The sequence below is a fragment of the Parabacteroides sp. MSK.9.14 genome (assembly GCF_019041495.1).
In the GTDB taxonomy this organism is placed as follows: Bacteria; Bacteroidota; Bacteroidia; order Bacteroidales; family Tannerellaceae; genus Parabacteroides; species Parabacteroides merdae.
This window is the reverse complement of sequence record NZ_JAHPXO010000011.1, coordinates 14,764-38,578: the sequence shown is the minus strand read 5'-3', so window position 1 is coordinate 38,578 and position 23,815 is coordinate 14,764. Positions and strand designations below refer to the sequence as shown.

The following is a 23,815-nucleotide window of genomic DNA, read 5'->3' as shown; positions in this document are numbered from 1 at the left end:
TTATTTAGTAATAAACATACAAAAACACTATATTTTATGAAGTATTTATCAATCTTCGCCTCCGTCCTTCTCGCCACGGCGTCCGCTTACGGACAAAGTGGGGAAAGTTGCCGGACAGCATCCGATCCGACTCTACAAAAGCCGGAATTATACGCAGGTTATGACTGTGTAAACCTACTCGACAGCACCGCTGTGACCGTGCAGCCTACCGGCTCCGGTTCTTTCACGGTCTGCAAAATCGTCAAAGTTATGAACACGCGCGGGGCCGTCGCCAATCGCATCCTCAAATACGATTACGATCCGCTGACGGCACATGCAGAGTTTCATCGTGTCACCATCTACAAAGCCAATGGCGACGTAATCAACCTCGATATCACCCAACAGCAGGATTATGCCGCTCCTGCCCGCGCCATCTATTGGGGAGCACGGCAGATCATGATGGAAATAGGCCGTCTCGATCCGGGCGATATCATCGATTATCAGATCAACAAAAAAGGTTTCACCTATGCCCTGTTGACTGGCGGTACAGGCAACGACGAATCCCGTTTCATCCCGCCCATGCGCGGACAATTCTATGATATCGTCCCCTTCTGGACAACCGAGCCAACTGTCCGCAAGGTATATAAGGTAAACATCCCGATGGAGAAAGAAATGCAGTTCCAGTTCTATCAAGGAGAATGCACCTCTTCCATGCGTTACGAGGACGGTCGGAAAGCTTATACGTTCGTCAGCACAGACATCATGCCGACCCGACGCGAACCGAACATGGTCGACCTGTTCGACGCCGCACCGAAACTGATGATGTCCAGCACACCACGCTGGCAAGACAAATCCCTTTGGTTTAACAAAGTGAACGAAGACTACGGCAGTTTCAGAGCCATTCCTGAAGCCCAGAAGAAAGTAGACGAATTGATCCAGGGCAAAAAGACGGAGATGGAAAAGATCGCCGTCCTCACCCACTGGGTTGCCGACAATATCCGTTACTCCGGTATCTCGATGGGCAAAGGCGAAGGCTACACGCTGCATAACCTGAAGATGAACTACACGGACCGTTGTGGTGTCTGTAAAGATATTGCCGGTACCCTGATCGCTTTCCTGCGTATGGCAGGCTTCGAAGCCTATCCAGCCATGACAATGGCCGGTAGTCGCGTGGAAAGCATCCCGGCCGACCACTTCAACCACTGTGTCGCCGTTGTGAAACTTTCCAGCGGAACCTATATGCCGCTCGATCCTACCTGGGTCCCCTTCTGCCGCGAACTGTGGAGCAGTGCCGAACAACAGCAAAACTATTTACCGGGAGTTCCCGAAGGTTCCGATCTCTGTCTCACGCCGGTTTCCGCACCGGAAAACCATTATGTCCGCATAAAAGCCAACAACCGCTTGGATGCCAAAGGTACACTGACAGGACAGTTCACGATCACAGCCGAAGGACAGTCGGACAGCAATATCCGCCGTATCTTCACCACCGGCTGGCAGTCGCAATGGCAGGCCGCATTGGAAAGCCAACTTCTTGCCGTATCACCTAAAGCTCGTCTTATCAGCGTGGACTATGGCAAAGACCCGAAGAACTACCAGGCTGCACCGATCAAAATGACATTCCGTTATGAAATACCAGGTTATGCCCTTTCAGGAGAAAGAGAAATGCTGTTCAAGCCGATGGTGATGAATAACCTTTATAACCAAGTAAAAAGTTACCTGCGCATCAACACCGACCTCGAAGAACGCCGGTATGGTTTCAAGGATGCCTGCTCACGTCTGGTCGAACTGGACGAAACGATCCAACTCCCCACAGGTTATAAGCTAGCGGGTAATGGAAAAGAAGACAGTGTGCAAAGTTCTGCCGCCGACTTCGAAGGTTCCCTCCGCCAGGACGGTAACAAAGTGGTGTTGCACCAAAAGCTAGCGCTGAAGAAACGCGTGTACGAGGCAGGCGACTGGAATGGTTTCCGTAACGCCGTGAATGCACATAAATCATTCGGGGATTATATCGTCATAAAACGATAAGGTCTTCCCTCTTCATAAATCACAAATTATAAATCATAAATCAAATGATACGAAACAAACATAAGTTCGCCTTCCTTCTTTGTATGCTACTAATGACTACGACAGTTTTTGGAGCATCGGAAGCCGAATACAAGAAATTAGCAAAGACCTGGACACTCAATGCCGACGGCAGCCAAGAGTTCCGCTATGACATGGAACTGACACTTTTCACCCACACGGCCATGAACGGCACATACGGAGAAAGCTTCATCGTGTACAATCCGCAATACCAGGAACTGAAGATCAACTCGTCTTACACCAAACAAAAAGACGGCACAATCATCAAGACACCGGACAATGCTTTCGTGGAAGTCCTTCCCCGCAACGCGGCTGATGCTCCGGCTTACAACCACCTGAAAGAAATGGTTGTCGTCCACACAGGCCTAGAACTGGGAGCAACTATCTATCTCGACTACACAGTCACATCCAAACCAGGCTATCTGCCGGAGGTAGACATTTTCGAAGAACTGCTCCAATCCTCTCCCGTCAAAGAATACACACTGACGATCGTGATACCCGAAGCCAAAGAACTTGCCTACACACTGACAAACAATCCGGCAAAAGCATCTGTCAAACGATCCGGTGGAACCTGTACGACAAGCTGGACATTACGTAACCTGCCAGCATCTTCCCGCGCTCCGTTCGTCTATGTCAAGAACGGCGACGTTCCTTTTCTCGCCGCCACGACTTACGCATCCGAAGGAGAAGCATTGGCAACCCTACTCAAACAGTTCAATCCGTCCGGCGATCCACAACTCACGACTCTGGCTGAGAGCCTGACCGAAGGGAAAAAAAAGGACGAAGACAAACTGGAAGCTATCCTCGAATACACGACCAACCACATTGCCAACAACGGGCTGACACTGGATCAGACCGGCTATCGCCTCCGCCCTGCCGATGCCGTCATGAGCACAGCGTACGGAACTGAAGCCGAAAAAGCCAATTTGCTCGCAGGCTTGTTGGATGGGGCCGGCTTCAAAGCCGAGCCAATGGCGACTTACCAGGCTTATGCAGACAAAGGGCTGGCGCTAAAGGCTGTCGACCAACTGTTCGTCTCCTGTATGGTGAACGGCGAATTATATTTATTCTCCACCTCTTCTACCCACCGTCCGCAAACGGTGAACTTTGACCGGACTCCTCTTTTCAGCCTGCAAACAGGAAAACCGGTAGCTATTGCCGTTCCACAGGATTACCTGATCAAGAGCGACATCGCAGTTCGTTTCAAAGATGGAAAAGTGACGACATCCACTAAAGAATCTGTCGGTAAAGAATTGATGCCTTATTTCACAACAGGTAACAGCGAAAACGAACAAACTGCTCCTTTAAAGGTGGAAAACGGGTATGCAACGATCTCACTGCCGGATGCCGGATATGGCTTCTCCCATCTGCCTTATGGCTACCTGAACAGCCAGCGGAAAGAAAACCTGCTGATCCCACGCCCTGTCAACGAAGTCTATACATACACGATCGAATGTCCTGAAAATATGGAACTGCGCACCCCGGAAACCGACAAGACGATCCGCAATGCCGCCGGTAGCCTGACCATCTCCGTCAAGAAAAACGGACGTACGGCAACCGTCACCCGTAGCCTGGAACTGAACAAACAACTCTATACACCTGCCGAATACAAGGAATTGCGCCAGCTTCTGACAGAATGGAGCGACATAAACGGAAAGACTCTATTGTTTTCAGTACGATAAAGACAATTACTTTTAGGATGGCCGATACTGCCTGTTATATTAATGCCGATATCAGCCATCCCCAAAAAGCCTTGATCTTTTGGTAAGAGGTTTCAAAATGTACTTGCCCCGTACTTGACGCGGGAACAAGTACATTTTGAGACACCACCAACAGATAAATCATTAATTAAACATCTAAAATAAATCAAATATGAAACTACTAAATCTAACCGCTGCCCTCTTTTTAGGAGGTGTTCTGCAAGCACAAAACCCTTTACCGGCCATTCATCCGCAGCCACAGGAAGTTACATTATCTACCAACCGGATGAAAGCGCCTCATGGCTTTACTCTTTCCGGCATGCAACATCCGGATGAAGATGCTATGCGCCTGATCAGACAAACTTTGTCGATAACAGACAACTCCGAAGCGCTACCGCTCAAAATTACATCGCTGGAAGACCGGACACCCGAACTGAAACGTTCAGGAGCCTATCTATTAGTTATCACACCAGAAGAAATCGACATTGCAATTTCCGACAGTCGCGGTCTTTTCTACGCAGCACAGACATTGCAACAATTGGCCCAAACCGACGGACAAGGCAATACGACACTGCCACTCGGAGTTATCAAAGACTATCCTGACGTCGCCTACCGTGGAACTGTCGAAGGTTTTTACGGCGATCCCTGGAGCCATACCGACCGCATCGAGCAGCTTCGTTTTTATGGAAAGATGAAGATGAACACCTATATCTACGGACCGAAAGATGATCCTTACCACAGTTCCCCAAACTGGCGCAAGCCTTATCCGGAAAAGGAAGCAGCACAGATCAAGGATCTCGTGAAGGAAGCCGCCGCCAACAAGGTAGACTTCGTCTGGGCGATCCATCCGGGCCTGGACATCAAATGGACAGATGAAGACCGGATGAATGTGCTGAACAAGTTCGGTATGATGTATGATTTGGGAGTCCGTTCCTTCGCAGTCTTCTTCGACGATATTTCCGGTGAAGGGGCCAAGGCAGACAAACAAGCCGACCTGCTCAACTTCCTGCAAAAGGAGTTTATCGAGAAGAAAGAAGGCGTCAGCCCGCTGATCATGTGTCCGACCGAATATAACCGGGCCTGGGCGGGAAGCGACTATCTGGATGTGCTGGGCAGAACGCTCGACCCGGCAATCCATGTGATGTGGACCGGCAACAGCGTGATCCATGATATCACACTCGAAGGGCAGGAATGGGTGAACAAACGTATTCAGCGCCCTTCGTATGTCTGGTGGAATTTCCCTGTAAGCGACTACTGCCGCGACCACCTGCTGATGGGACCGTCTTACGGGCTCGATCCGAATGTGGCACATGCCATGTCCGGTTTCGTCGCCAACCCGATGGAACGGGCGGAAGCTTCCAAAGTAGCCCTTTACGGAGTTGCCGATTATGCCTGGAACATGAAAGCCTATAATCCCGAAAGCGATTTCGCAGAAGCCTGCCGTTATGTTTTGCCAGAGGCACCGGAAGCATTCCGGACGTTCTGCGAGAACAACTGTGATCCCGGGCCAAACGGACACCGTTACCGCCGCGACGAATCCATCCGCTATGCCGAATCTGCCGAAGCATTCCTCCATGACTTCCGCCAGCACAACTATAATGCAGATGCCGCTGACCGGATGAACCGACTGTTCGCCGAGATCACAGCCGCCCCTGCCGCCATCGAGACAAGCCGCAACAAGGCGCTGATAGACGAAATCAAACCGTGGCTGATGCAGTTCCACCTGTTAGGGAAAGCCGGACAAAAGGCTATCCGCACTGCCGAAACCGGACAAGGCGAGGATCGTGCCGCCACCTGGCAATCGTATCTGTCGCTCACCTCGTTGCTCGACAGCATGCGCACGATCGACCGGACCTACAATCAGAATCCGTATCAGAAAGGCGTGAAAGTCGGCTCACGAGTCCTGACCCCGTTCGTACAGGAGATACATTCAGGTGTCGGAAGCAACCTGCTGTTTGCAGACCAGACAGATGCTGCCACCCAGATGAGTAAGGCCTCTATCCTGACGGATATCGAACAATTGAAATATCAGCCGTTGAAGGAAGGCAAAGACCAGATCGGATACAACCGCCTGAACGAAGTACTGCGTATCGAGCCGGGACAGTCCTTCGGCCTTACCTGGGAATTGCAGAAAGAGGCCACCTCTTTCAACTTCAGCCTGCCGAAAAGCGAAAACAGCGGACGGGTATTCGAATGGTCCGCCGACGGCAGACAATGGACGACTATCGCCGACATCCCCGCCGACCAGGCCCGCTTCAAATTGGAAAAGCTCGCTCCCGGAGCACGCTATATCCGTATGCGTAATGCAACTGACAAGCAGATGCAAATCTACCTGTACGAATTTGCCGTGACAACGAAAGAAGATACCTCCATCGACCCCGTCCGCCTGATGTATGACAAGAACCTAGAATCTGTCAACACATTGACCGCAAGTTCACGCATCACGATTGATAAGGAAAAGGACGGTTCACTCGAACTGTACTTGTCCGGCTCCCCTTGCAGCCAAGTTGTGGTAGAAGGCGCACCGTTGAAAGGGAAAGTGAAACAAGTGCTTTACTCCGGCCCGGCAAATTATATCAAGCTGAAAAAAGAAGCCTTGGAGAGTGTAAAGGCATTAGAACTATATAACGCAGGATCATCCCCTGTCAACATCCACGAGATCAATTGACAAAGAACAACGGACAATTGACAATCAAGCTGCAAAAACATTTAATTGTCAATTGTCCATTCTCAATTGTCAATCGTTCAATCCATCGGATACCGCACCCCCCATTCGGAGCGAAGATCATCCAGCATCTGCATGATGTGCAAAGTTTCCGCATGCGGCATACAAGGCGTTTCGATCTTTCCCTCACGGATCGCGTCGATGGAAGCCTGCACCTGATACTCGAAACCCGTTATCTGTGGCGGACAGGTATAGCGAGCCACTTCCTCATGATTGACCGAATAGACGACTGCCAACTGCGGGTTGTTGATATTATCGACGATTATATATCCTTTATCCCCCGAAATAACTCCCTGACGATCGTTCGCACAGAAAGCGGTCATTTGTAAAACAGCCATCCGATGATTCCGATACACAAAAGTAATGCTGCTCTGCAAATCCACTCCCGTCTCCCCTTTCACGCAGGCAGAAGTAATCCCCGTAATTTCCGAGCCGAAAAGCATCCTTGCAAAGTTGATCGGATAAACGCCGATATCCAGCAAAGCACCGCCACAAAGTTCCGGTTTGGCGATGCGCTCCTTCTCGGCAATCGGATATCCGATATTGGCCGTCAGCATCATCACGCGTCCGATCGTCCCGCCGTCAACCAGTTCGCGGAGCGTCTCGGAGAAAGGCATATAACGTGTCCAAATCGCCTCAGTCAGGAAAACCTGTTTTTCTTTCGACAGGCGTATCAACGTCTCCGCCTGCTCTGCATTGGCGGTAAATGCTTTTTCACATAAGACCGGCTTACCCTTTTCGAGGCACATCCGCGCCTGCTCAAAATGATGGGAATGCGGGGTGGCGATATAAATCAACTGTACTTCGGGATCATCTGCCAAATCCTCGTATGATCCGTAAGCCCGCGTAAAACCCCATTCACAGGCAAACCCTTCGGCATTTTCCTGGTTACGGGAAGCGACTGCATACGGTTCAACCCCTTCCATATCGCGCAACGTATGCGCCATTTTGCGGGCGATATGCCCGGCTCCTATAATTCCGACTTTAAAACGTTCCATTAGCTGTCATTTTTTATCAGGTAAATATACAAAAAATTCCATGCCCATGAAACTTTTACCTCACAAGCATGGAATTCAAAAGCGATCCGCAATACTATATCCTACTCCATAATCACCACCACCGGATTATCCTCCTCACCCACCTTTTTCAAGGCGGCCACTTCGGCAGGGATATCCGTTTCACCGGCGTTATCCTCGAACCAGGAGACGACTTCTTCCGAAGGGAGAATGGCAGCAAATTCGCCCGAAGCGGAGACAGATACGGGCTGTAAGGGAAGGAAGCCATTCGTATCGTCGGTTATCTTGTCATCGAGAGGAGAAACCCTGACGGCTCCGTCCGCCTTCCGGTAAAGGGCATTATAAGTCTTCTGTTTGTCGTTATAGACATTCGTCATAAAACGGAAAAGGATCACATCTTCGTTTTCCATGAACTTTGTCGGGTAGATAGCATCTTTCTTATCCTCGAAACGCTCGTTGTAAGACCAACTGTAGACACCTAAATCCAGCACGCGCACAGGTTGCAGCTCTTTCGCTGCCGACACCCGATAGATCGTATCATTATAAGACTGGCGGAAATAAAGATCCTTGCCCGCATGCCAGAAACAACTGTTGCCAAGCGGATAAATGGCAGACCTGCCATCCTTATATTTTATGAACGCCAAACCATCTCCCCCATCTTTCAAGACCGAGATGGAAACAATATCGTCCGGAGTGATCGCCTTGTCTCCTTCCTGCCCGACCGGTAACGATTCCACACGGACAATCACATCTCCACGGAACAGAGCGATACGGGCCGGCAAACTGTCGGTAGCCGAATAATAACCAGCGATAAGATCCGCATCCAGATAGTCGAACACTCCCATTGCCGGAAACTCATCGACGGAAACCGAAGGAGTCCAGATATGGTCGAATCGACCGTCCGCCCCGTAAACAACGATTTATTTTTCCAGCCATGAAAACTTAATTGGCCGGTATACGGGTTCTGCCATCCTCCGTAGACATCCGAATAGCCTTCAGGATCTTCCCCCACATGCCCGACCGAACGGATAAAGCGACCCGTTTTTTTGTCGAATAGCTGGCAGCGGTCCCGACCGGATGTCACAACAATCCAATCATTCAGGATAGTTGCATACGCTCCCTGCCCCACCAGGCAACTATCGGTCGTTTCCAAGGCGACATAGCGTATTTTCTTGAAACAGTCGGAAGTCTTCAACTCCGTCTGATTCTCAAAAGCAACTCCCAAAGGAATCGCTTCGAGTTTTGCCACCTTTGTTTCCCCTCCGTCACTGCAAGCAGCAAGAAAAAGACATGCCACTGCCACAAACACATGATTTTTCATACGATTTTCATTTTACTTTAGAAGAGGCTTTTTTCGTTGTGATCAGGATCACGCCTCCGACTGCTTTTTTTCCGTACATTTCGATGGCGCTCTTATCTTTCATTATCGATATCGATTCGATTTCGTTTGGATCGACCTTGTCCAGTCCACCCGTATATTCGACACCGTCAATCATGACAAGCGGGTCCGGCTTGGCATACCGGACACCTTCGGCAGGACGCATATTCGATTTAAATTCCAGAGGACGCAAGAGAGGCTTGTCTTTTTTTGTTTGCAACATCTTTTTGTCCTGTCGGGATGTGAGGACTTCGGCAAACTCCACTTCGGAGATATTTTCCAACCGACGGGAGATTTCAGGGCGGGCGAACGCAGCAACGGCAACGGCTGCAAGAGGAAGCACATAAAGGAACTTCAAGCGAGCCCAGGGGTTCGATTTTTGTTTTAACATCATAGTAATCCGCTTTTTAAGTTTACTGTGGTCGAAACTGTTGGCCATAGAGGTAAAACGCTGTGCTCCGACCGCTTTCTTTATTAATAACAATTGATAATGCTTTGCATCCACGCCATGTGCGATCACACTCTCGTCCGCCTCATACTCATGCACGTTCTGCAGTTCCTGCTTGAGCAACCAAACAGCGGGATTGAACCAATGCAGGACGGCACAACATCCGGCAAACCACATATCCAATGAATGGCAAGCTCTGATATGCGCCTGTTCATGCGCCAGGATTTCAGCTCCGCTCTCTTCCATATCGATGCGGGAGATAACAATATATTTCATCCAACTGAAAGGCGGGACCGTCAGGTCGGTCACGACAAGCCGCGTACCATCTTCCAATACGGCCCGCTCGCCCGAACGTATCAGACGCACGATCTGGCAGACGGAATAGAGGAACCGTCCTGCAAAAAAGAGGCATCCGCCGGCGTAGATCATAAACAAGGCCGCCAACCAAGACGGAAAGCGACTCTCTTCTTCCACAGGAGTTCCGCCCATTTGCAAGAACCGTTCGAGTTCCAACGCCGTACGTTGTACGGCGACCGGCTCATCGGCGGCAAGCTGTACAAAAGGAATCGCGATTGAAAAAACTATCACACCAAGAAGAGCCATCCGATTGAAACGGTGGAACGTATCCCGGCTCAAAAGCAGGCGATAGAACAGATAGAACACTGCCAGACAGCAGGTGGATTTTATTATGAATACTAAAAATGCTCCCACGTTGAAAGAATTAAAATTAATAATAATGAATCCCCCCCCCTCTCTTAATCATCAATTGTCGATTGCCTGTTGTCAATTGATTCTATCAGCTCCTTCAGTTCCTCCACCGAAATCTCCTCCTCCTTCACCAGCGAAGAGATAACACCGAGGTAGGAATTGTTGAAATACTTGGCAATGACGTTTTTCAACGTGCTCCGGCTATAATCGGCTTCTGTCACCGCAGCATAATATTGGTAGGTATTGCCAAACGTATGATGTGCCAGAAAACCTTTCTCCTCCAATCCGCGTACGATCGTGGAAAGGGTGTTGAAATGCGGCCTCGGCTCATCGTAAAACTCAAGCAGTTGTTTGACGAACAAAGGGCCTTTCGTCCAGAAATAGCCCATGATTTCTTCTTCTCTTGCAGTCAGTCGTTTCATGATATCTTGTTTGTTCGGGGCAAATATAACTAAAAAAAATAGTTTGCAAACTATTTCAATTAGTTTATAAACTATTTTTTTTAGTGGAACAGGAGTTGTAAAAAGTAAAAAATCCTGTCCGAAGTTCGGACAGAACTTCAAGAGTCCTAAAAACGCTGTCCGATCTCCGGATCGCATTTCAAAAACACCAAAAGTCCGGTCCGGGCTTCGGACAAAACCTCGAAAATCCTCAAGATGCCATCCGAGCTTCGGATCATATCACAAGAAGATTTGAAGTCCTTGCCGAAATCCGGAACGTATTTTTCGAGTATTTCAAATCATTTCCGAAATAAATGAGATTATTTGATAGACTGTGAAAATTAATGACTATCTTTCGAATCAATTAATTACAATCAATAATAGAACAACATGAAAAAAATTATCCGGATTCTAAATCTAGACATTCATTCCCTGAATAATGCCGAATACAAAAACTTCATGGAGCGCTTCTTCAAACTGATCCCGCTCAAGGCTGTATCAGGAGAGGGAGACCGCCCCAGTGAACTCCGCCTCTTGGGCGAAGAAGAAAACATGACATCGGATTTCGTAGGGATCAGCGATGAGGACAAGGCGACATTCAATGCCGACATGCTTCTCCTGACAGATGTCGTCAACCAGTCGCGCACGAACGACAACACGGCTCTGCTGCTCAATCTCGACAAGCGTCGCGATCCGTTGGTTTCATTCATCATCAACACGACCTCCATCGGACGTAAAAGTTCGAATCCTGCATATGCACAAGCATGCATCAGCTTGTATAATATCTTGAAACCGTATCGCGGCATACAAAACATTCCGATGCAACAGGAAACCGCACAGATCAAAGGCATGCTCTACGATCTCGACAAACCGGAAAACAAACAGAAGATAACGCTTCTGCATCTCGACGACACCGTCTCCGAGTTGCGTAACGTAAATGACGAATTCGACGCATTGTCCAGCGACAGAACCAACGAACGGGCGATCAATGCAGTCGGGACGGCGAAGGAAATACGCCACCGCCTCAACTCGCAATACGACTATATCACTACCACCATCTTTGCCCACAGCATTGCGGTCCCGTCGGACGAGGCAACGCTTTTCATCACGCAACTCAACCAGCTGATCGATGAAACCCGCACCGCCTACAACCTGCGCAAAGGTATCACCGCATCCAATAAGAACAAAGGGCAGGGCGGCAATGACGAACGTCCGGGCGAACTTTAAGCCCTCTCATCCCTTCTGCAACAGATAACCCATCAAGCACGAACCGACATGGTTTACAACAATAACCCATGTCGATCCGTGCTTATTTTCACCCTTTTCATACGCCTCCGAAGGACTATTTCATGATAAGAATTATTAAAATACTTATTGATAACATTTTTTAATAGGCACTGAACATTTCCCTTTTTCCAAGCTGTTTACCTCCACACCACCTCCCCATCCATCCCTGGAATAACATCGGAGGACAGAGCAATCTCATCCAATTGCAAATCCAAGGGGGACGAAAAATAAAATCGTAATTCTCTATAATAATCAAGCAGAACTTTTGCATCGGAAAAACACCAGCTTCCGCTACACTCCCGCTCCCCTTTGCCGCAATCGCCACTACACACCTCTTCCCCTGCCGCAGAGCTTTTTAAGTTAAGAAACGGATTAATCCGCATTTCCTTCCGGCTCCCGGAGTCGTAAACAAATCAAAACGGCTCTTGGTTATTGAATGCAAAATCGTATCTTTCAGTCACAAATCCCGAACATCTCATTGAAAAGGCGATCAGGTATGGAGGTAAAAACCAATTCATCGGAGTAGGAATCTAGACATTATTATTGCTATAGGGAATTGGAAATTATAAATTCACGCCCTTATTAAATTCTCAAAACCTGCGAATAAATAAGAGCTTTTTTAATGAAATGAATCGGGTTTTTCATATATGTTTTCTATCTTTGTCGTGGTAATTGGACCTTGAAGCGTCAAGGAAACATTATTTTATGATTTATATAAAAAGCGTTTTGGTTTATCCTTAAGTAGAAATCTAGACAATTTCAAGCCATAGAAGGGTCATAAACAAAAATGCTCATGTTTCGATTATATACCCAATGTATATAGCATAAGGGCGTGAGCAAACTGTTGTATAGTACTGCATGGCGGGTTGTCTAGAACCTCTACTTAAGTCCGAACAACAGTCCTCACGCTTTTTCATTTTATAATACGCCCGATTTTGGAGGACTACCGGACAATTTAACAAAAATGCCTATGAATTAATAAGATAATATTTTTTCCCACAATAAGCGATTTTAGTATTATCCCTAAGTAGAAATCTAGACAATTTCAAGCCATCCGGGAGAAGTAGCTAAACAATGAGTTCCTTACGTTTTATCGTATCTGTAAAGCGTGGGCTATGTTTATACTTATCAGGATTAGCGATAGTATTAAAGACAACAGTCCCGCGCTTTTTCATCTTAGACAAATCCACCCGGGGACAGGGTACGGAAAGAAAAACAATAACGATAAAACAACTATTATATGACTACAAAAAGAGCTCTAATCAAGGAATTGGCACAACGGATGGAATGTACGGACGTTGCCGCGAAGAAGTTTCTGAATTCATACATCGAACTAATAACCGAAAAACTTTCAGAAGGTGAAGGGGTGAGCATTCATTATTTTGGCAAACTGGTTCCCCATTACCAAACAGAGCGTCCGGGACGTAACCTTCGTACAGGTGAAGAATGTAAAATACGCGCCCGCACATCAGTAAAATTCAAAGCCAGTGAAATACTGATTCAAAAACTGAATCCTGGAAAATAAAACAAAAAGAGTGCACCGAAATCCGGCGCACTCTTTTTGTTTTATCGTTTCGGGATATCTACCGATGTTTCCTGTTCACCCAATAAGTGGCGGGAGAAATAGTCGACCATACGCCAGTAGAAATATTCGTCCATATCGCCAAAACCGTGGCGTTGCTGCGGAAGGAGCAACATGTCAAAACGCTTTCCGGCACGGATCAGGGCATCTGCCACACGTAGCGTATTGCCCGGATGGACATTGTTGTCGATGTCACCATGTACGAGCATCAAATGACCTTTCAGCCGACTTGCGATCTCTTCGTTCGTCTTGATGTTGTAGACGAAAGTCGTATCACCCTTTTCGCTGACCACTTCCTTCACGCCATGATGCGTCTCGCTCCACCAACGGTTATAGATACGGTTATCATGGTTTCCGGCACACGAGACGGCTGCCTTGAAGAAGTCGGGATATTGCAGTATAGCAGCCGTAGACATGAAACCTCCACCCGAATGGCCGTGGATACCGACACGGTTGATGTCGATGAATGAATAGCGGTTGGCCAGTTGCTCGATAGCCGCTTTCTGATCCGCCAACCCATAATCACGCAAGTTGCCATAGCCGAAGTTATGATACCATTTCGAACGGCTCGGATGTCCGCCCCGGTTTCCGACCGTGATCACAATAAAGCCGGCCTGTGCCAGACGATCCGTGCGCACACTCATACGGCTGAACGGATAAACGGTTGCTTCGACTTGCGGGCCCGGATATACATAATCGATGATCGGATACAGGGCCGTCGAATCGAAATTAAACGGTTTATACATCACACCATAGAGGTCGGTCACGCCATCCGCAGCCTTCACCTTGAAAGGTTCGGGAAACTGGTAACCGGCAGCCAGCAACCCAGAGAAGTCGCTCTCTTCAAGCGTCATCAGCTTGCGGCCGTTACTATCCATCAAATCCGTACGCGGGATAGTGTTCACACGCGAATAATTATTGACCACAAAGGCTGCATTGTCATCCATGCTGACCGTGTGGAAATAGTCGCCCGGAGTGACTTGCTGCAAACCACTTCCATCGAGGCCCACACGATACAGGTGTTCGTAGTAGGGATTCTCATCTTTCTCTTTCCCGTTAGCCAGGAAGTAAACGACACGTTTGGCTTCGTCCACTTTCACGATCTGGTCTACATGCCAGGGGCCGCGTGTGATGCGGTTCTTCAGGTTACCTTCTCCGTCATAGAGGTACAGGTGCGCCCAGCCGTCACGTTCGCTCCACTGGATCAACTCCTTGCCATCACCTACGGCTGCCAACGGGCGGACTTCCTGATAAGTATTCATACGTTCCTCGATAATCGGACAGATCGAATCCTGTCCGACCGTATACGAACAGATGTCGATACGGTGCAGGTCGCGGCTCGAACGAGTAACGAAGAAACGGTTATTGTCGCCCAGCCAGACACTCGCCACCTCTTTCCGATCACGGTCTTTCTGCCTCCACGGCTTACGTGCCAAGCGCAATGTCTGATCTTTGAATGCTGATGTGCGGATTTCCTTATAGCTGTTGTCGTTCATGTCGAACAAGAATAGATGCTGGACAGGCGCTTCTTTCTCACCGGGCATCTGGTATTTATAGGTTTCCAGCGTCGGACGAGGCGAAGCCATAGAGTTGATTACCCACAAGTCTTTCACGGCACGCTCGTCTTCAACCGTCACGGCAAAATAACGGGAATCGGGTGACCAGACAATCCCCCAAACACCTTTCCGCTTGCCGTTGCAAAGCGTGTCGGTGTTCAGCAAGCTATAGGGCTGGCCGAAACCAAAGTCTTTCACACCGAAAGTAGTGAGTTGTATATCCGTAACCGTACTATCCTTATCGTCTTTCTTCAACTTCTCGTAATCCTCGCGGGACATCCGATAGAGGTTCAGGTCTTTTGCATACACGACTGTTTTGCCGTCGGGCGAGAAAGAGGCCCAGTCGGGATATTCCGTTTCTTTCTTCTTTTCTTTGAGCCAAGTCAGCTTACGCGTGGGATAGTCGTAGGAGAAAAAGAATATCTCTTTCTTCGGACCTTTGTCTTTGTCGGTACTGTCTTTTTTAGCCTCTTGCGAAGAGGTGATCTGGAAAGTAAAAGTGCGACCGTCCTCTCCAGCTTCGAGCTTCTGGATGGGTAGTTGCTGGGCAGTGAACGGGTCTTTGACGATCTCGGTTATCTGTGCGGCAATATCGTCGAGGTCAAAAAGCGGACGTTTCGTCTTCGCCACCGGATCGACGACATACCAGACTTTGCCGTTGCCGGTCTTATATTCATACCAGAAACTACTGCCCTTCCGGAACCAGTGCGGATCGACAGATGTGGAGAAAAGCATCGTGTTCAGCTTCTCCTTCGTGAAACGTTCGGCCTGGACGTATCCGGATAGCCGCTCCGCTTCCTGCCCTTTCGCTTCCGTGCCACAAAACATCCCAGCACAAAGCATCACTAATAGTAGTTGTTTTTTCATTTGACGTTGTTTATATATAAGTTGTTATTGCAGATAAATCATCATTTAACCATGAATGATTACATAAATAAAAAGGCTGCATATAAAGTATTGACATTATATACAGCCTCTTTCGTTTGTTTATTTATATTATACCGGAAGAGTACCACCGATCAGGATAACAACCAGCAAAGCCAAAATTGCATACAATTCGGGGAATACGGCCATCACCATAGTAGCACCGAACACATTGTGGCCGGCTCCAACGCCTGCGATACCATTTGCACAAACCTCTGCCTGACGGATAGAAGAGAACAGACCTGCAAAACCCAACACCAGGCCTGCACCGAAGATAGCGGTCGCATTCAACATTGTGATGCTATCAACTAAAAATTTCTGCATCATGAAGTAACCTACAAATCCATACAATCCCTGAGAAGAGGGCAACGCGCTTAATGCGATGTAAGTACCCAGTGCATCGGGATTTTTCTTCATTGCTCCGACAACGGCATTACCCGCAATCGTTACCCCATAACTACTACCGATGAAAGTCAGACCTGTCATCAACGCAATACCCAGATAAGCTAATAAAATTGGTTCCATAATGATAATTGTTTTAATTTATTTTTTTGTTATTGTTTAATTTACTTTTAATAATAGATAAACATACCTCGTTTGCCTATGCTTTCTTAAAAGGCCGGTACTCTTTACCTCCTCCTTCAAATTCGGCATTTTTATAATATTCGACAAAGATAAGACGTAGAGGATGGACAAGCGAACTGATCGTACAAAGCCCGATGTTGATAGCATGGCCGACCAACAGGATCAGCAACATGCATACCGCACGCAGCACGATGTTCATGCCCTCCGTCATATCTACAGCCAACTGGTTGAATACACCCCCCAAAATCGCACCTGTCAAACCGATTGCAAACAACCGGATATACGACAAGGTGTCACCCAGCAATCCGGAAGCCATGTTGTAGGTATTCCAAAGCCCTGTACCGAAATTCAGGAAGATATTCTTTCCCGGCGAATTATACAGGTAAGCTACAACCAAGCCGATAACCGCAATACCGATAAAGACCGTCTTGACGGTTTCGGGCAATTGCAAATTCAGCATCGGCAGCCCGAATGCCAGTGCCAATGCCGTAATAACAAAAACCCAGGCAAAAGGAGCAATACTATATTTGACACCTTTTTGCGCTTTCATCTTAAAAGCGGCAACCGTCTTTCCGAAGATAATCTGAACCAGACCGATAACGATTGAGAAGGTCATCAAATTGTCACTGCTTACAAAGTAGTCTTTCACTTTCGATAATGCCGGAACATCGGCCAATGCGATCCCAAAGAAAGAACCCGTACACGTACCGACGATTATCGCCGCCAAGCCCAAATACTGGAACAAGGTAAGATAAGGTTTGAAGTCCGGATTGACTTTCCGCTTGAAGAACGAGCAAGCCAATAACACTAACAAACCATATCCTCCGTCTCCGAAGCACAGTCCGAAGAAGAGCATGAAGAAGGGAGCAAAAAGAGGTGTCGGGTCGAACTCGGTGTAATTCGGCAAGGAGAACATCTTGGTGATCGGTTCGTACAACCGGTTGAACTTATTATTTTTCAACTTGATCGGAACACGATCCCCATCCTGTATATCCAACTCCTGGAAATAGTAACCTTCTTTTTCAAGGGCGACCTCCATAGCCGGAGCCTCTTCCGTCGGAACAAAACCTTCCAGCAACATCAACTTATCGCCGGCTTCGCGATCCGTCTGCACCAGCGTATTGGAAAGATTGAATTCGTTTTGGATATTCTTTTCCAACTCTACCAATGTATTGTATTGCTCAGCTGCATACTCTTTCAACTGATTGTTCAATACCTTGATATTATCCAGCAATTGTTCCATCGCAAGATGAAGTTTTGCCAATCCCCGGTCGGGCATTTTCGGACGTTCAGCATCGATATCGATTGGCGTTCCCGTCTTGGTGACCGTCACGAAATAGGTAACCGACTGGAAATTATTGACAAGAAAAGCATTGTACTCTTCTCCCCATTTAGGTTCGTATTTGGAAGTCGGGCAACTAAAAAACGTCACGTCGAAGCCAGCCTTTTTCAACCGCCTGATATTTGCATAGCTGAACTCTCCCCAGATATCCATATAAGCGATATCCTTTTCCAGCGAAACTTTCGCTGCCTGTAACTGGGCCTGCTTTTCTTGCATTTCTTCCAGCTTGCCTACCAACTTCAATCCTTCGGCTTTTGTCAGTCCGCGTGCCGGAGCAACAGTCACCTCTTTCGTCTGGGAATTCAAGTTCTTGCAATAGCGGATCGCTGTACTTACCTGTTTCCGTTCGGCCAGCAAAGCCTGTAGTTCCGCATTATCCAGAACAGAATTCGTTTCCTTCACATGCACAACACCCAATTCGCGGAGAGTCGTGAGGAATGCATCATATTCTCTATGATATACCATAAAGGCATACTTGCTCATCTTTACTATCATACTTCAGCCTCCTCTTTTTCTTCTTTCGCTTTACGCTTTTCCTGATTAGCCCGCATGATCTTTTGTGATGACTTGGAGAGACTTTCCTCGTCTTCCATGAATCGTTTCACTTTGCGGATCGCATCTTTATAACCCGGAATCTGTACCTTCTCAAAAAGATTCACTTTCTGAGTGGTTTTCTTCCGCGCATGCTCCAACAACTCCAACTTCATACCCGAAAACTCAGCTTCGATGCCGGTACGCGCCAACTTCTTCAACAGTTCGATACCGTCGGTAAACCAAGCAGGGGCATTGAACAGGCTGTAACGGCCGATCTCGAATTCGATCTCGTCCAACACAGGGACCACTACACCGGCTATCTTTTTGGTAGAAAGAGAAACATCCCGTACCGCAATCAGTTCGGGATTAAACTCGTTCCACAAAGCCATCATGTTTTCATAGCTCTGTATCTCCTGTTCAAGCTGAAGTTCCAATTTCGTCACTTCATCTTTGGTCCGCTTCACTTCGATACGCAGGGCGCTTTCCTTACTTTTGATCGTCGGCAGGGAACGCTCACGCATCTTCAGTTGCTTTTCCAATTGCTGAAGAGAGGTTTTATTATATTGAAACTTTATTGCCATTTTCTATACATTTATGATTTCTGATTCATAACTTATGAGTCGATGATAATTCATAAATTATGAATCAGAATTCTTTTATTTCTTCCAGTATTTGTCGACCAACGCCTGTTTGATGTTCACTTCGGCAGGTTCGAAATACTCACCGAACAAGTCCCATGCCACATCGAGCATTTCGGTCGTATCGAGATTGACATCGATAGCCAATAGCTTTTCGGAATAATCCTTTGCAAAAGCCAACGTACGGTTATCGTAGTCCGTCAGGTCGAAACCGTTCTCCATCTTCGTCTTCGCATTAGCGGCATCGGCATATAGGCGAACGGCGGCATTCATCACCTGCGGATGATCCTCGCGTGTCTTCTTCCCGGTCACCAATTGTTTCAGACGGGACAGACTTCGGAACGGGTCGACGATTACCTTGCCGACATCGCTATCCTTACGGAGGTACAACTGCCCTTCGGTGATGTAACCTGTATTGTCAGGCACAGCATGCGTGATATCACCACCGGACAAAGTCGTCACGGCAATAATCGTGATCGAACCACCGGCAGGGAACTGAACTGCTTTTTCGTAAATCTTAGCCAAATCGGAATACAAGGAACCCGGCATGGAGTCCTTCGACGGGATCTGGTCCATACGGTTGGACACGATAGCCAAAGCATCCGCGTAGTTGGTCATGTCGGTAAGCAACACCAACACTTTTTCGTTCTTCTGCACGGCAAAATATTCGGCCGCACATAAGGCCATATCGGGGATCAGGATACGTTCTACAGAGGGGTCTTCCGTCGTATTGATAAAGCTGACGATACGATCCAGCGCACCGGCATTGCTAAACGTATTCTTAAAGAACAAATAGTCGTCATTCGTCATCCCCATACCGCCTAGGATAATCTTATCGGACTGGGCACGCAAGGCAACCATTGCCATTACCTGGTTGAACGGCTGGTCGGGGTCAGCAAAAAACGGGATCTTCTGTCCAGTTACCAACGTATTGTTCAAGTCGATACCGGCAATACCCGTAGCGATCAGTTCGGAAGGTTGCTGACGACGAACCGGATTCACAGACGGACCGCCGATTTCAACATCTTTGCCTTCGGGAACAGGACCGCCATCGATCGGATCACCATACGCGTTAAAGAAACGGCCGGCCAACTGGTCCCCGACTTTCAACGAAGGCGCTTTTCCCATGAACACGACTTCGGCATTCGTACGGATACCTTCCGTACCGGAAAAGACCTGCAAGGTCACTTCATCGCCGATAATCTTTACCACCTGAGCCAGCTTGCCGTCGACAGAGGCCAACTCGTCATACCCTACTCCCGTCGCTTTCAGCGAACAGGTAGCTTTTGTAATCTGGGTAATCTTTGTATATATCTTTTGAAATGCTTTTGTTGCCATACACTCTATTATTTATCTTCGCGCTCTGCAATCAGTGCGTCAAGTTGGTCGTTAAACTTCTTGAACTGTTCGCTCTCATATTCGGAATAGTTCATCTGCTTAAAGATGTTGATCATCTTCTTAAAGTATTCCATTACTTCGAGGAAAGTGTTGAACTTGAACTCGGCATGACAAATCTTCACAACCTTGTTCAGCATAAACTCCTGACGCGCAAGAGGGGTTACCGCGTCGATCGCATCGAATGCATCCTGTTGCAGGATCACGAAGTCGATCAGTTCCGATTTCCAGAAAATCACGTGATATTCTACAGGTACGCCGTCGTCACCGAGGATATTGATCTGTTCGGAAATTTCCTTACCGCGCAACATACGAGTCTTGATCTCGTTCACCTTGTCGATCCAGGTCGGAGAGATATGACCCGCAATATATTCCTGGAATTCGGGATATTCCAGATACTTGGAATAACTGTCGATCGGATTCACGGCCGGATAACGTTTACGGTCGGCACGCTCCTGTTCCAAAGCATAGAAACAACGGGCCACTTTCTTCGTATTTTCCGTCACAGGCTCTTTCAGGTTACCACCGGCAGGCGATACCGTACCGATGAAAGTTACGGAACCCGTTTCACCATTATTCAAATGTACATAGCCGGCACGTGCATAGAAGTTAGCCACGATTGCAGACAAGTCCATCGGAAACGCGTCCGGTCCGGGAAGTTCTTCCAAGCGGTTGGACATCTCGCGCAAAGCCTGTGCCCAACGGGAAGTCGAGTCAGCCATTAAAAGCACCTTCAATCCCATGCTCCTGTAATACTCGGCGATCGTCATAGCCGTATATACGGATGCTTCACGGGCAGCCACAGGCATGTTTGACGTATTCGCGATAATGATGGTACGCTCCATCAACTTACGGCCCGTATGCGGGTCGATCAGTTCCGGGAACTCGGTAAAGATTTCCACTACCTCGTTCGCACGCTCGCCGCAGGCGGCAATGATTACGATATCTGCCTCAGCCTGTTTGGAGATAGCGTGCTGAAGCACGGTCTTTCCGGTTCCGAACGGTCCGGGGATAAATCCTGTACCACCTTCTACGATCGGATTTACCGTATCGATCGTACGGACACCCGTTTCGAGCAACTTATAAGGACGTGGTTTTTCTTTGTAACAGGTGATGGCACGTTTTACCGGCCAGCGTTGTATCATCGTCACCTCCACATCTTTGCCGGTTTCGTCCGTCAAGACGGCTATCACCTCTCCTATTGTATATTGTCCTGCTTCTTTCAGGCTCTTGACCGTATATTCTCCTTTGAAGGTAAAAGGAACCATGATCTTGTGAGGCTGGAAATTTTCGTCCACTTCACCCAACCAGCCACCAGCAGCCACCTTGTCACCCACTTTGGCAAGAGGTTTGAAATCCCACAACTTATCATTGTCCAACGGGAACGTATATTCTCCACGCCTGAGGAAAACGCCTTCCATCTTATCGAGGTCATTCTGCAAACCATCGTAGTTGCGTGACAACATACCCGGTCCCAACGTTACCTCCAACATATGTCCTTCAAACTCGGCTTCGTCACCCACCCGCATACCGCGAGTGCTCTCAAATACCTGTACAAAAGCATTCTTGCCTATTACCTTAATAACTTCCGCCATCAGCTTCACGCCTCCTACGGAAATGTAACAGATCTCATTTTGGGAAACCGGTCCATCCACCTCTACGGTAACAAGGTTGGAGACGATCCCTTTTACAATTCCTTTCGTAGCCATAACGTTTAATTAATTAAGAATTAAGAATTAAAAAATCAAGATTGTGCGTCGAACTCAATCCTTGAAAATTCCTTACTCCTTTATCCTTAACTCTTTTATTTTTTAATTTTTAATTCTTCATTTTTAATTTTCCAAATTCTTCCAGGGCATGCTCGCTGCCTTTCTTCATCGCTCCGACGATCTCACGGAAAGTCTTTTCACCGGTCGCCTTATCCAGCATCACCCAGCGTTCGATCATTTCCAACTTCAGCAGATAAGCAAATACACTCTCTATATCGAAAGGCTTAAAGAATGTATGTTCTTCGAGCCATTCCCACTTCAAAAGGTCCACTTTCTTCTCGCGAACCATCAAATCCGTTTCCTCAGCAATACGCCAGAGATCAGGCAAATAATCCACCGTGTCTCCCAACCCGAAATCACGGGCATTGGATGTACGAAGCGCCTGGGCTACTTCATTATCTCCGACGATATACCCGGCTTTATCGAAACCATGTTTACGGCAGGTAATAGCGGTCAACATATTGTTGATATTCAAGTTTAAGCAGAACCAATCGCTGACGAACTTATTCGCATTTTTCATGGCATACGCATAATAGAGGGCTGCCAGACGGTCTTCCCAGGGAATTTCCTGTTTGTTTTCTTTGCCTTGTGCTTCAAGATAAAGCTTGAAAAACTCTTTGAAATAAGGAGGTATCCGGTCATTCTTGGGTGGCTTTTCTTCTTCCTTCAACGCTTTGTAAAGAGCATCAAACTCATCATACGTTATACGTCCCCGTGGATCCGGATCACGATCCGGTTGTTTGGCATGAGCAATCAGGTTCTTATTGTCGAATTTGAGAAAGAACAGATCGATCAACTTCTTATCGGCCTTCGTCAGTATACCGTCCAATTCCTGTCTGAATTGACTGATGGAATAGGTCAATTTACTATCATCGAGCGCAATATTGGGGAGTCCTGCGATTAAGCAATAATATTTACCCATATCAGAACAGCATTTCTACCAATCCTGGACGAAGGAATTCCTTGAAGAAAGCAACAAACTCGTCTTCTCCGAAACTTACTTTATACGAACCGTCAGCCGGGACGATTGTGAAAGAAGCATCATGGCCGCTCACTTTTTCAATCTTCACACCTCCGTCCAAGAGGCTTTTGGCATTGGCTTCAAAATATTTGGTGAGAGCATCGGCATCGGCCGTCCGGATCGTAATCGCCTCCTTCACAACCCATTCCTTTGCCATTTCTAAAATCACTTTCTGCATAAATGCAGTATCAGAAACGATCGCTTTCACATTGGAGGAAGTAATTTTTCCCGTAATGAGATTTACCACTTCGCTCTTCAGTGCTTCTACAGATTGGGTAGCAAACAGCTTCAACTCGGCTTCCGTATTCTTTTTCAACTCGGCGGCCTGCTTTTCAGCCTGTGCCACAATACGCTTTGCTTCTGCTTCTGCCTCAGTCAAAATAGCCTGTTTCTGAGCATTTGCATCGGCAATGATTCGCCCTGCTTCTTCGTTGCCTTTCTCTACACCTTCTTTGTAGATTTTGTCGGTCAGTTCCTGAATCTTTGTATCCATTTCTATATATTTTTTTAAGTTGTTCCCACGTAAGTATTAAACGCCTACAAAGTTATTCTTTTCTTTGAATTAGCATTCAGTCTATCCTAAAAATTTGCGATTATACAATTTTTCACACCACTGGTTAGTCGGGATGGTCGCCACCAGCTTGTGATAGATAACAGATAAAATACCCTTTTCGCAAAACTTTTCCAAGTTTGAATTAAAAAATAT

The 23,815-nt window shown here is 47.5% G+C and carries 18 protein-coding genes; 5 read left to right on the top strand and 13 right to left on the bottom strand.

Annotation, left to right across the window (positions count from 1 at the left end):
* The first annotated feature begins 36 nt into the window (after window positions 1–36).
* From KTG12_RS07760 to KTG12_RS07750, 3 genes are all read left to right on the top strand, one after another.
* On the top strand, window positions 37–2,004 hold the full coding sequence (locus KTG12_RS07760) for a DUF3857 domain-containing protein (protein ID WP_022322097.1): 1,968 nt from the start codon (window positions 37–39) through the stop codon (window positions 2,002–2,004).
* Window positions 2,005–2,048: 44 nt separating this feature from the next.
* Window positions 2,049–3,743, top strand: coding sequence for a DUF3857 domain-containing protein (locus KTG12_RS07755; protein ID WP_022322098.1), 1,695 nt, complete (start codon window positions 2,049–2,051; stop codon window positions 3,741–3,743).
* A 190-nt stretch (window positions 3,744–3,933) separates the two neighbouring features.
* Complete coding sequence (locus tag KTG12_RS07750) at window positions 3,934–6,429, top strand: beta-N-acetylglucosaminidase domain-containing protein (protein WP_022322100.1); 2,496 nt, start codon at window positions 3,934–3,936, stop codon at window positions 6,427–6,429.
* 77 nt (window positions 6,430–6,506) lie between these two features.
* On the opposite strand, the gene KTG12_RS07745 is transcribed toward KTG12_RS07750, so the two are convergent.
* From KTG12_RS07745 to KTG12_RS07730, 5 genes are all read right to left on the bottom strand, one after another.
* Window positions 6,507–7,484 carry a Gfo/Idh/MocA family protein gene (locus KTG12_RS07745; RefSeq protein ID WP_005644058.1) on the bottom strand — a complete coding sequence of 326 codons (978 nt, stop codon included), beginning with the start codon at window positions 7,482–7,484 and terminating at the stop codon, window positions 6,507–6,509.
* 101 nt (window positions 7,485–7,585) lie between these two features.
* Window positions 7,586–8,347, bottom strand: coding sequence for a 6-bladed beta-propeller (locus tag KTG12_RS21715; protein ID WP_240142638.1), 762 nt, complete (start codon window positions 8,345–8,347; stop codon window positions 7,586–7,588).
* Window positions 8,248–8,823, bottom strand: a complete 576-nt coding sequence (locus KTG12_RS21710; protein ID WP_240142639.1) for a DUF4934 domain-containing protein — start codon at window positions 8,821–8,823, stop codon at window positions 8,248–8,250. The genes KTG12_RS21715 and KTG12_RS21710 overlap by 100 nt, the downstream gene beginning before the upstream one ends.
* A 7-nt stretch (window positions 8,824–8,830) precedes the next feature.
* A complete protein-coding gene (locus KTG12_RS07735; RefSeq protein ID WP_022322102.1) occupies window positions 8,831–10,039 on the bottom strand; it encodes a M56 family metallopeptidase in 1,209 nt (402 codons plus the stop codon).
* A 44-nt stretch (window positions 10,040–10,083) separates the two neighbouring features.
* Window positions 10,084–10,458 carry a BlaI/MecI/CopY family transcriptional regulator gene (locus KTG12_RS07730; RefSeq protein ID WP_005644064.1) on the bottom strand — a complete coding sequence of 125 codons (375 nt, stop codon included), beginning with the start codon at window positions 10,456–10,458 and terminating at the stop codon, window positions 10,084–10,086.
* A 408-nt stretch (window positions 10,459–10,866) separates the two neighbouring features.
* Here KTG12_RS07730 and KTG12_RS07725 point away from each other — a divergent pair, with 408 nt between their 5' ends.
* On the top strand, window positions 10,867–11,703 hold the full coding sequence (locus KTG12_RS07725) for a DUF6261 family protein (RefSeq protein ID WP_005638750.1): 837 nt from the start codon (window positions 10,867–10,869) through the stop codon (window positions 11,701–11,703).
* 1,300 nt (window positions 11,704–13,003) lie between these two features.
* On the top strand, window positions 13,004–13,288 hold the full coding sequence (locus KTG12_RS07720) for an HU family DNA-binding protein (RefSeq protein WP_005638763.1): 285 nt from the start codon (window positions 13,004–13,006) through the stop codon (window positions 13,286–13,288).
* Between the two features lie 41 nt (window positions 13,289–13,329).
* On the opposite strand, the gene KTG12_RS07715 is transcribed toward KTG12_RS07720, so the two are convergent.
* The 8 genes from KTG12_RS07715 to KTG12_RS07680 form a co-directional block, all read right to left on the bottom strand.
* A complete protein-coding gene (locus tag KTG12_RS07715) occupies window positions 13,330–15,768 on the bottom strand; it encodes a DPP IV N-terminal domain-containing protein (RefSeq protein ID WP_005638765.1) in 2,439 nt (812 codons plus the stop codon).
* A gap of 129 nt (window positions 15,769–15,897) precedes the next feature.
* Window positions 15,898–16,350: a hypothetical protein gene (locus KTG12_RS07710; RefSeq protein ID WP_005638767.1), complete on the bottom strand. Its 453-nt coding sequence runs from the start codon at window positions 16,348–16,350 to the stop codon at window positions 15,898–15,900.
* Window positions 16,351–16,426: 76 nt separating this feature from the next.
* On the bottom strand, window positions 16,427–18,247 hold the full coding sequence (locus KTG12_RS07705) for a V-type ATP synthase subunit I (RefSeq protein WP_005638769.1): 1,821 nt from the start codon (window positions 18,245–18,247) through the stop codon (window positions 16,427–16,429).
* Window positions 18,244–18,867, bottom strand: coding sequence for a V-type ATP synthase subunit D (locus KTG12_RS07700; RefSeq protein ID WP_005638772.1), 624 nt, complete (start codon window positions 18,865–18,867; stop codon window positions 18,244–18,246). Before KTG12_RS07700 ends, KTG12_RS07705 begins: the two co-directional genes overlap by 4 nt.
* Before the next feature lie 75 nt (window positions 18,868–18,942).
* Window positions 18,943–20,262, bottom strand: a complete 1,320-nt coding sequence (locus KTG12_RS07695) for a V-type ATP synthase subunit B (protein ID WP_005638774.1) — start codon at window positions 20,260–20,262, stop codon at window positions 18,943–18,945.
* 8 nt (window positions 20,263–20,270) lie between these two features.
* Window positions 20,271–22,028, bottom strand: a complete 1,758-nt coding sequence (locus KTG12_RS07690) for a V-type ATP synthase subunit A (protein WP_122116162.1) — start codon at window positions 22,026–22,028, stop codon at window positions 20,271–20,273.
* 109 nt (window positions 22,029–22,137) lie between these two features.
* Entirely contained in the window at window positions 22,138–23,010 is an 873-nt protein-coding gene (locus KTG12_RS07685; protein ID WP_005638778.1) for a DUF2764 domain-containing protein, read from the bottom strand.
* 1 nt (window position 23,011) lies between these two features.
* On the bottom strand, window positions 23,012–23,602 hold the full coding sequence (locus tag KTG12_RS07680) for a hypothetical protein (RefSeq protein ID WP_005638780.1): 591 nt from the start codon (window positions 23,600–23,602) through the stop codon (window positions 23,012–23,014).
* Window positions 23,603–23,815: the final 213 nt, after the last annotated feature.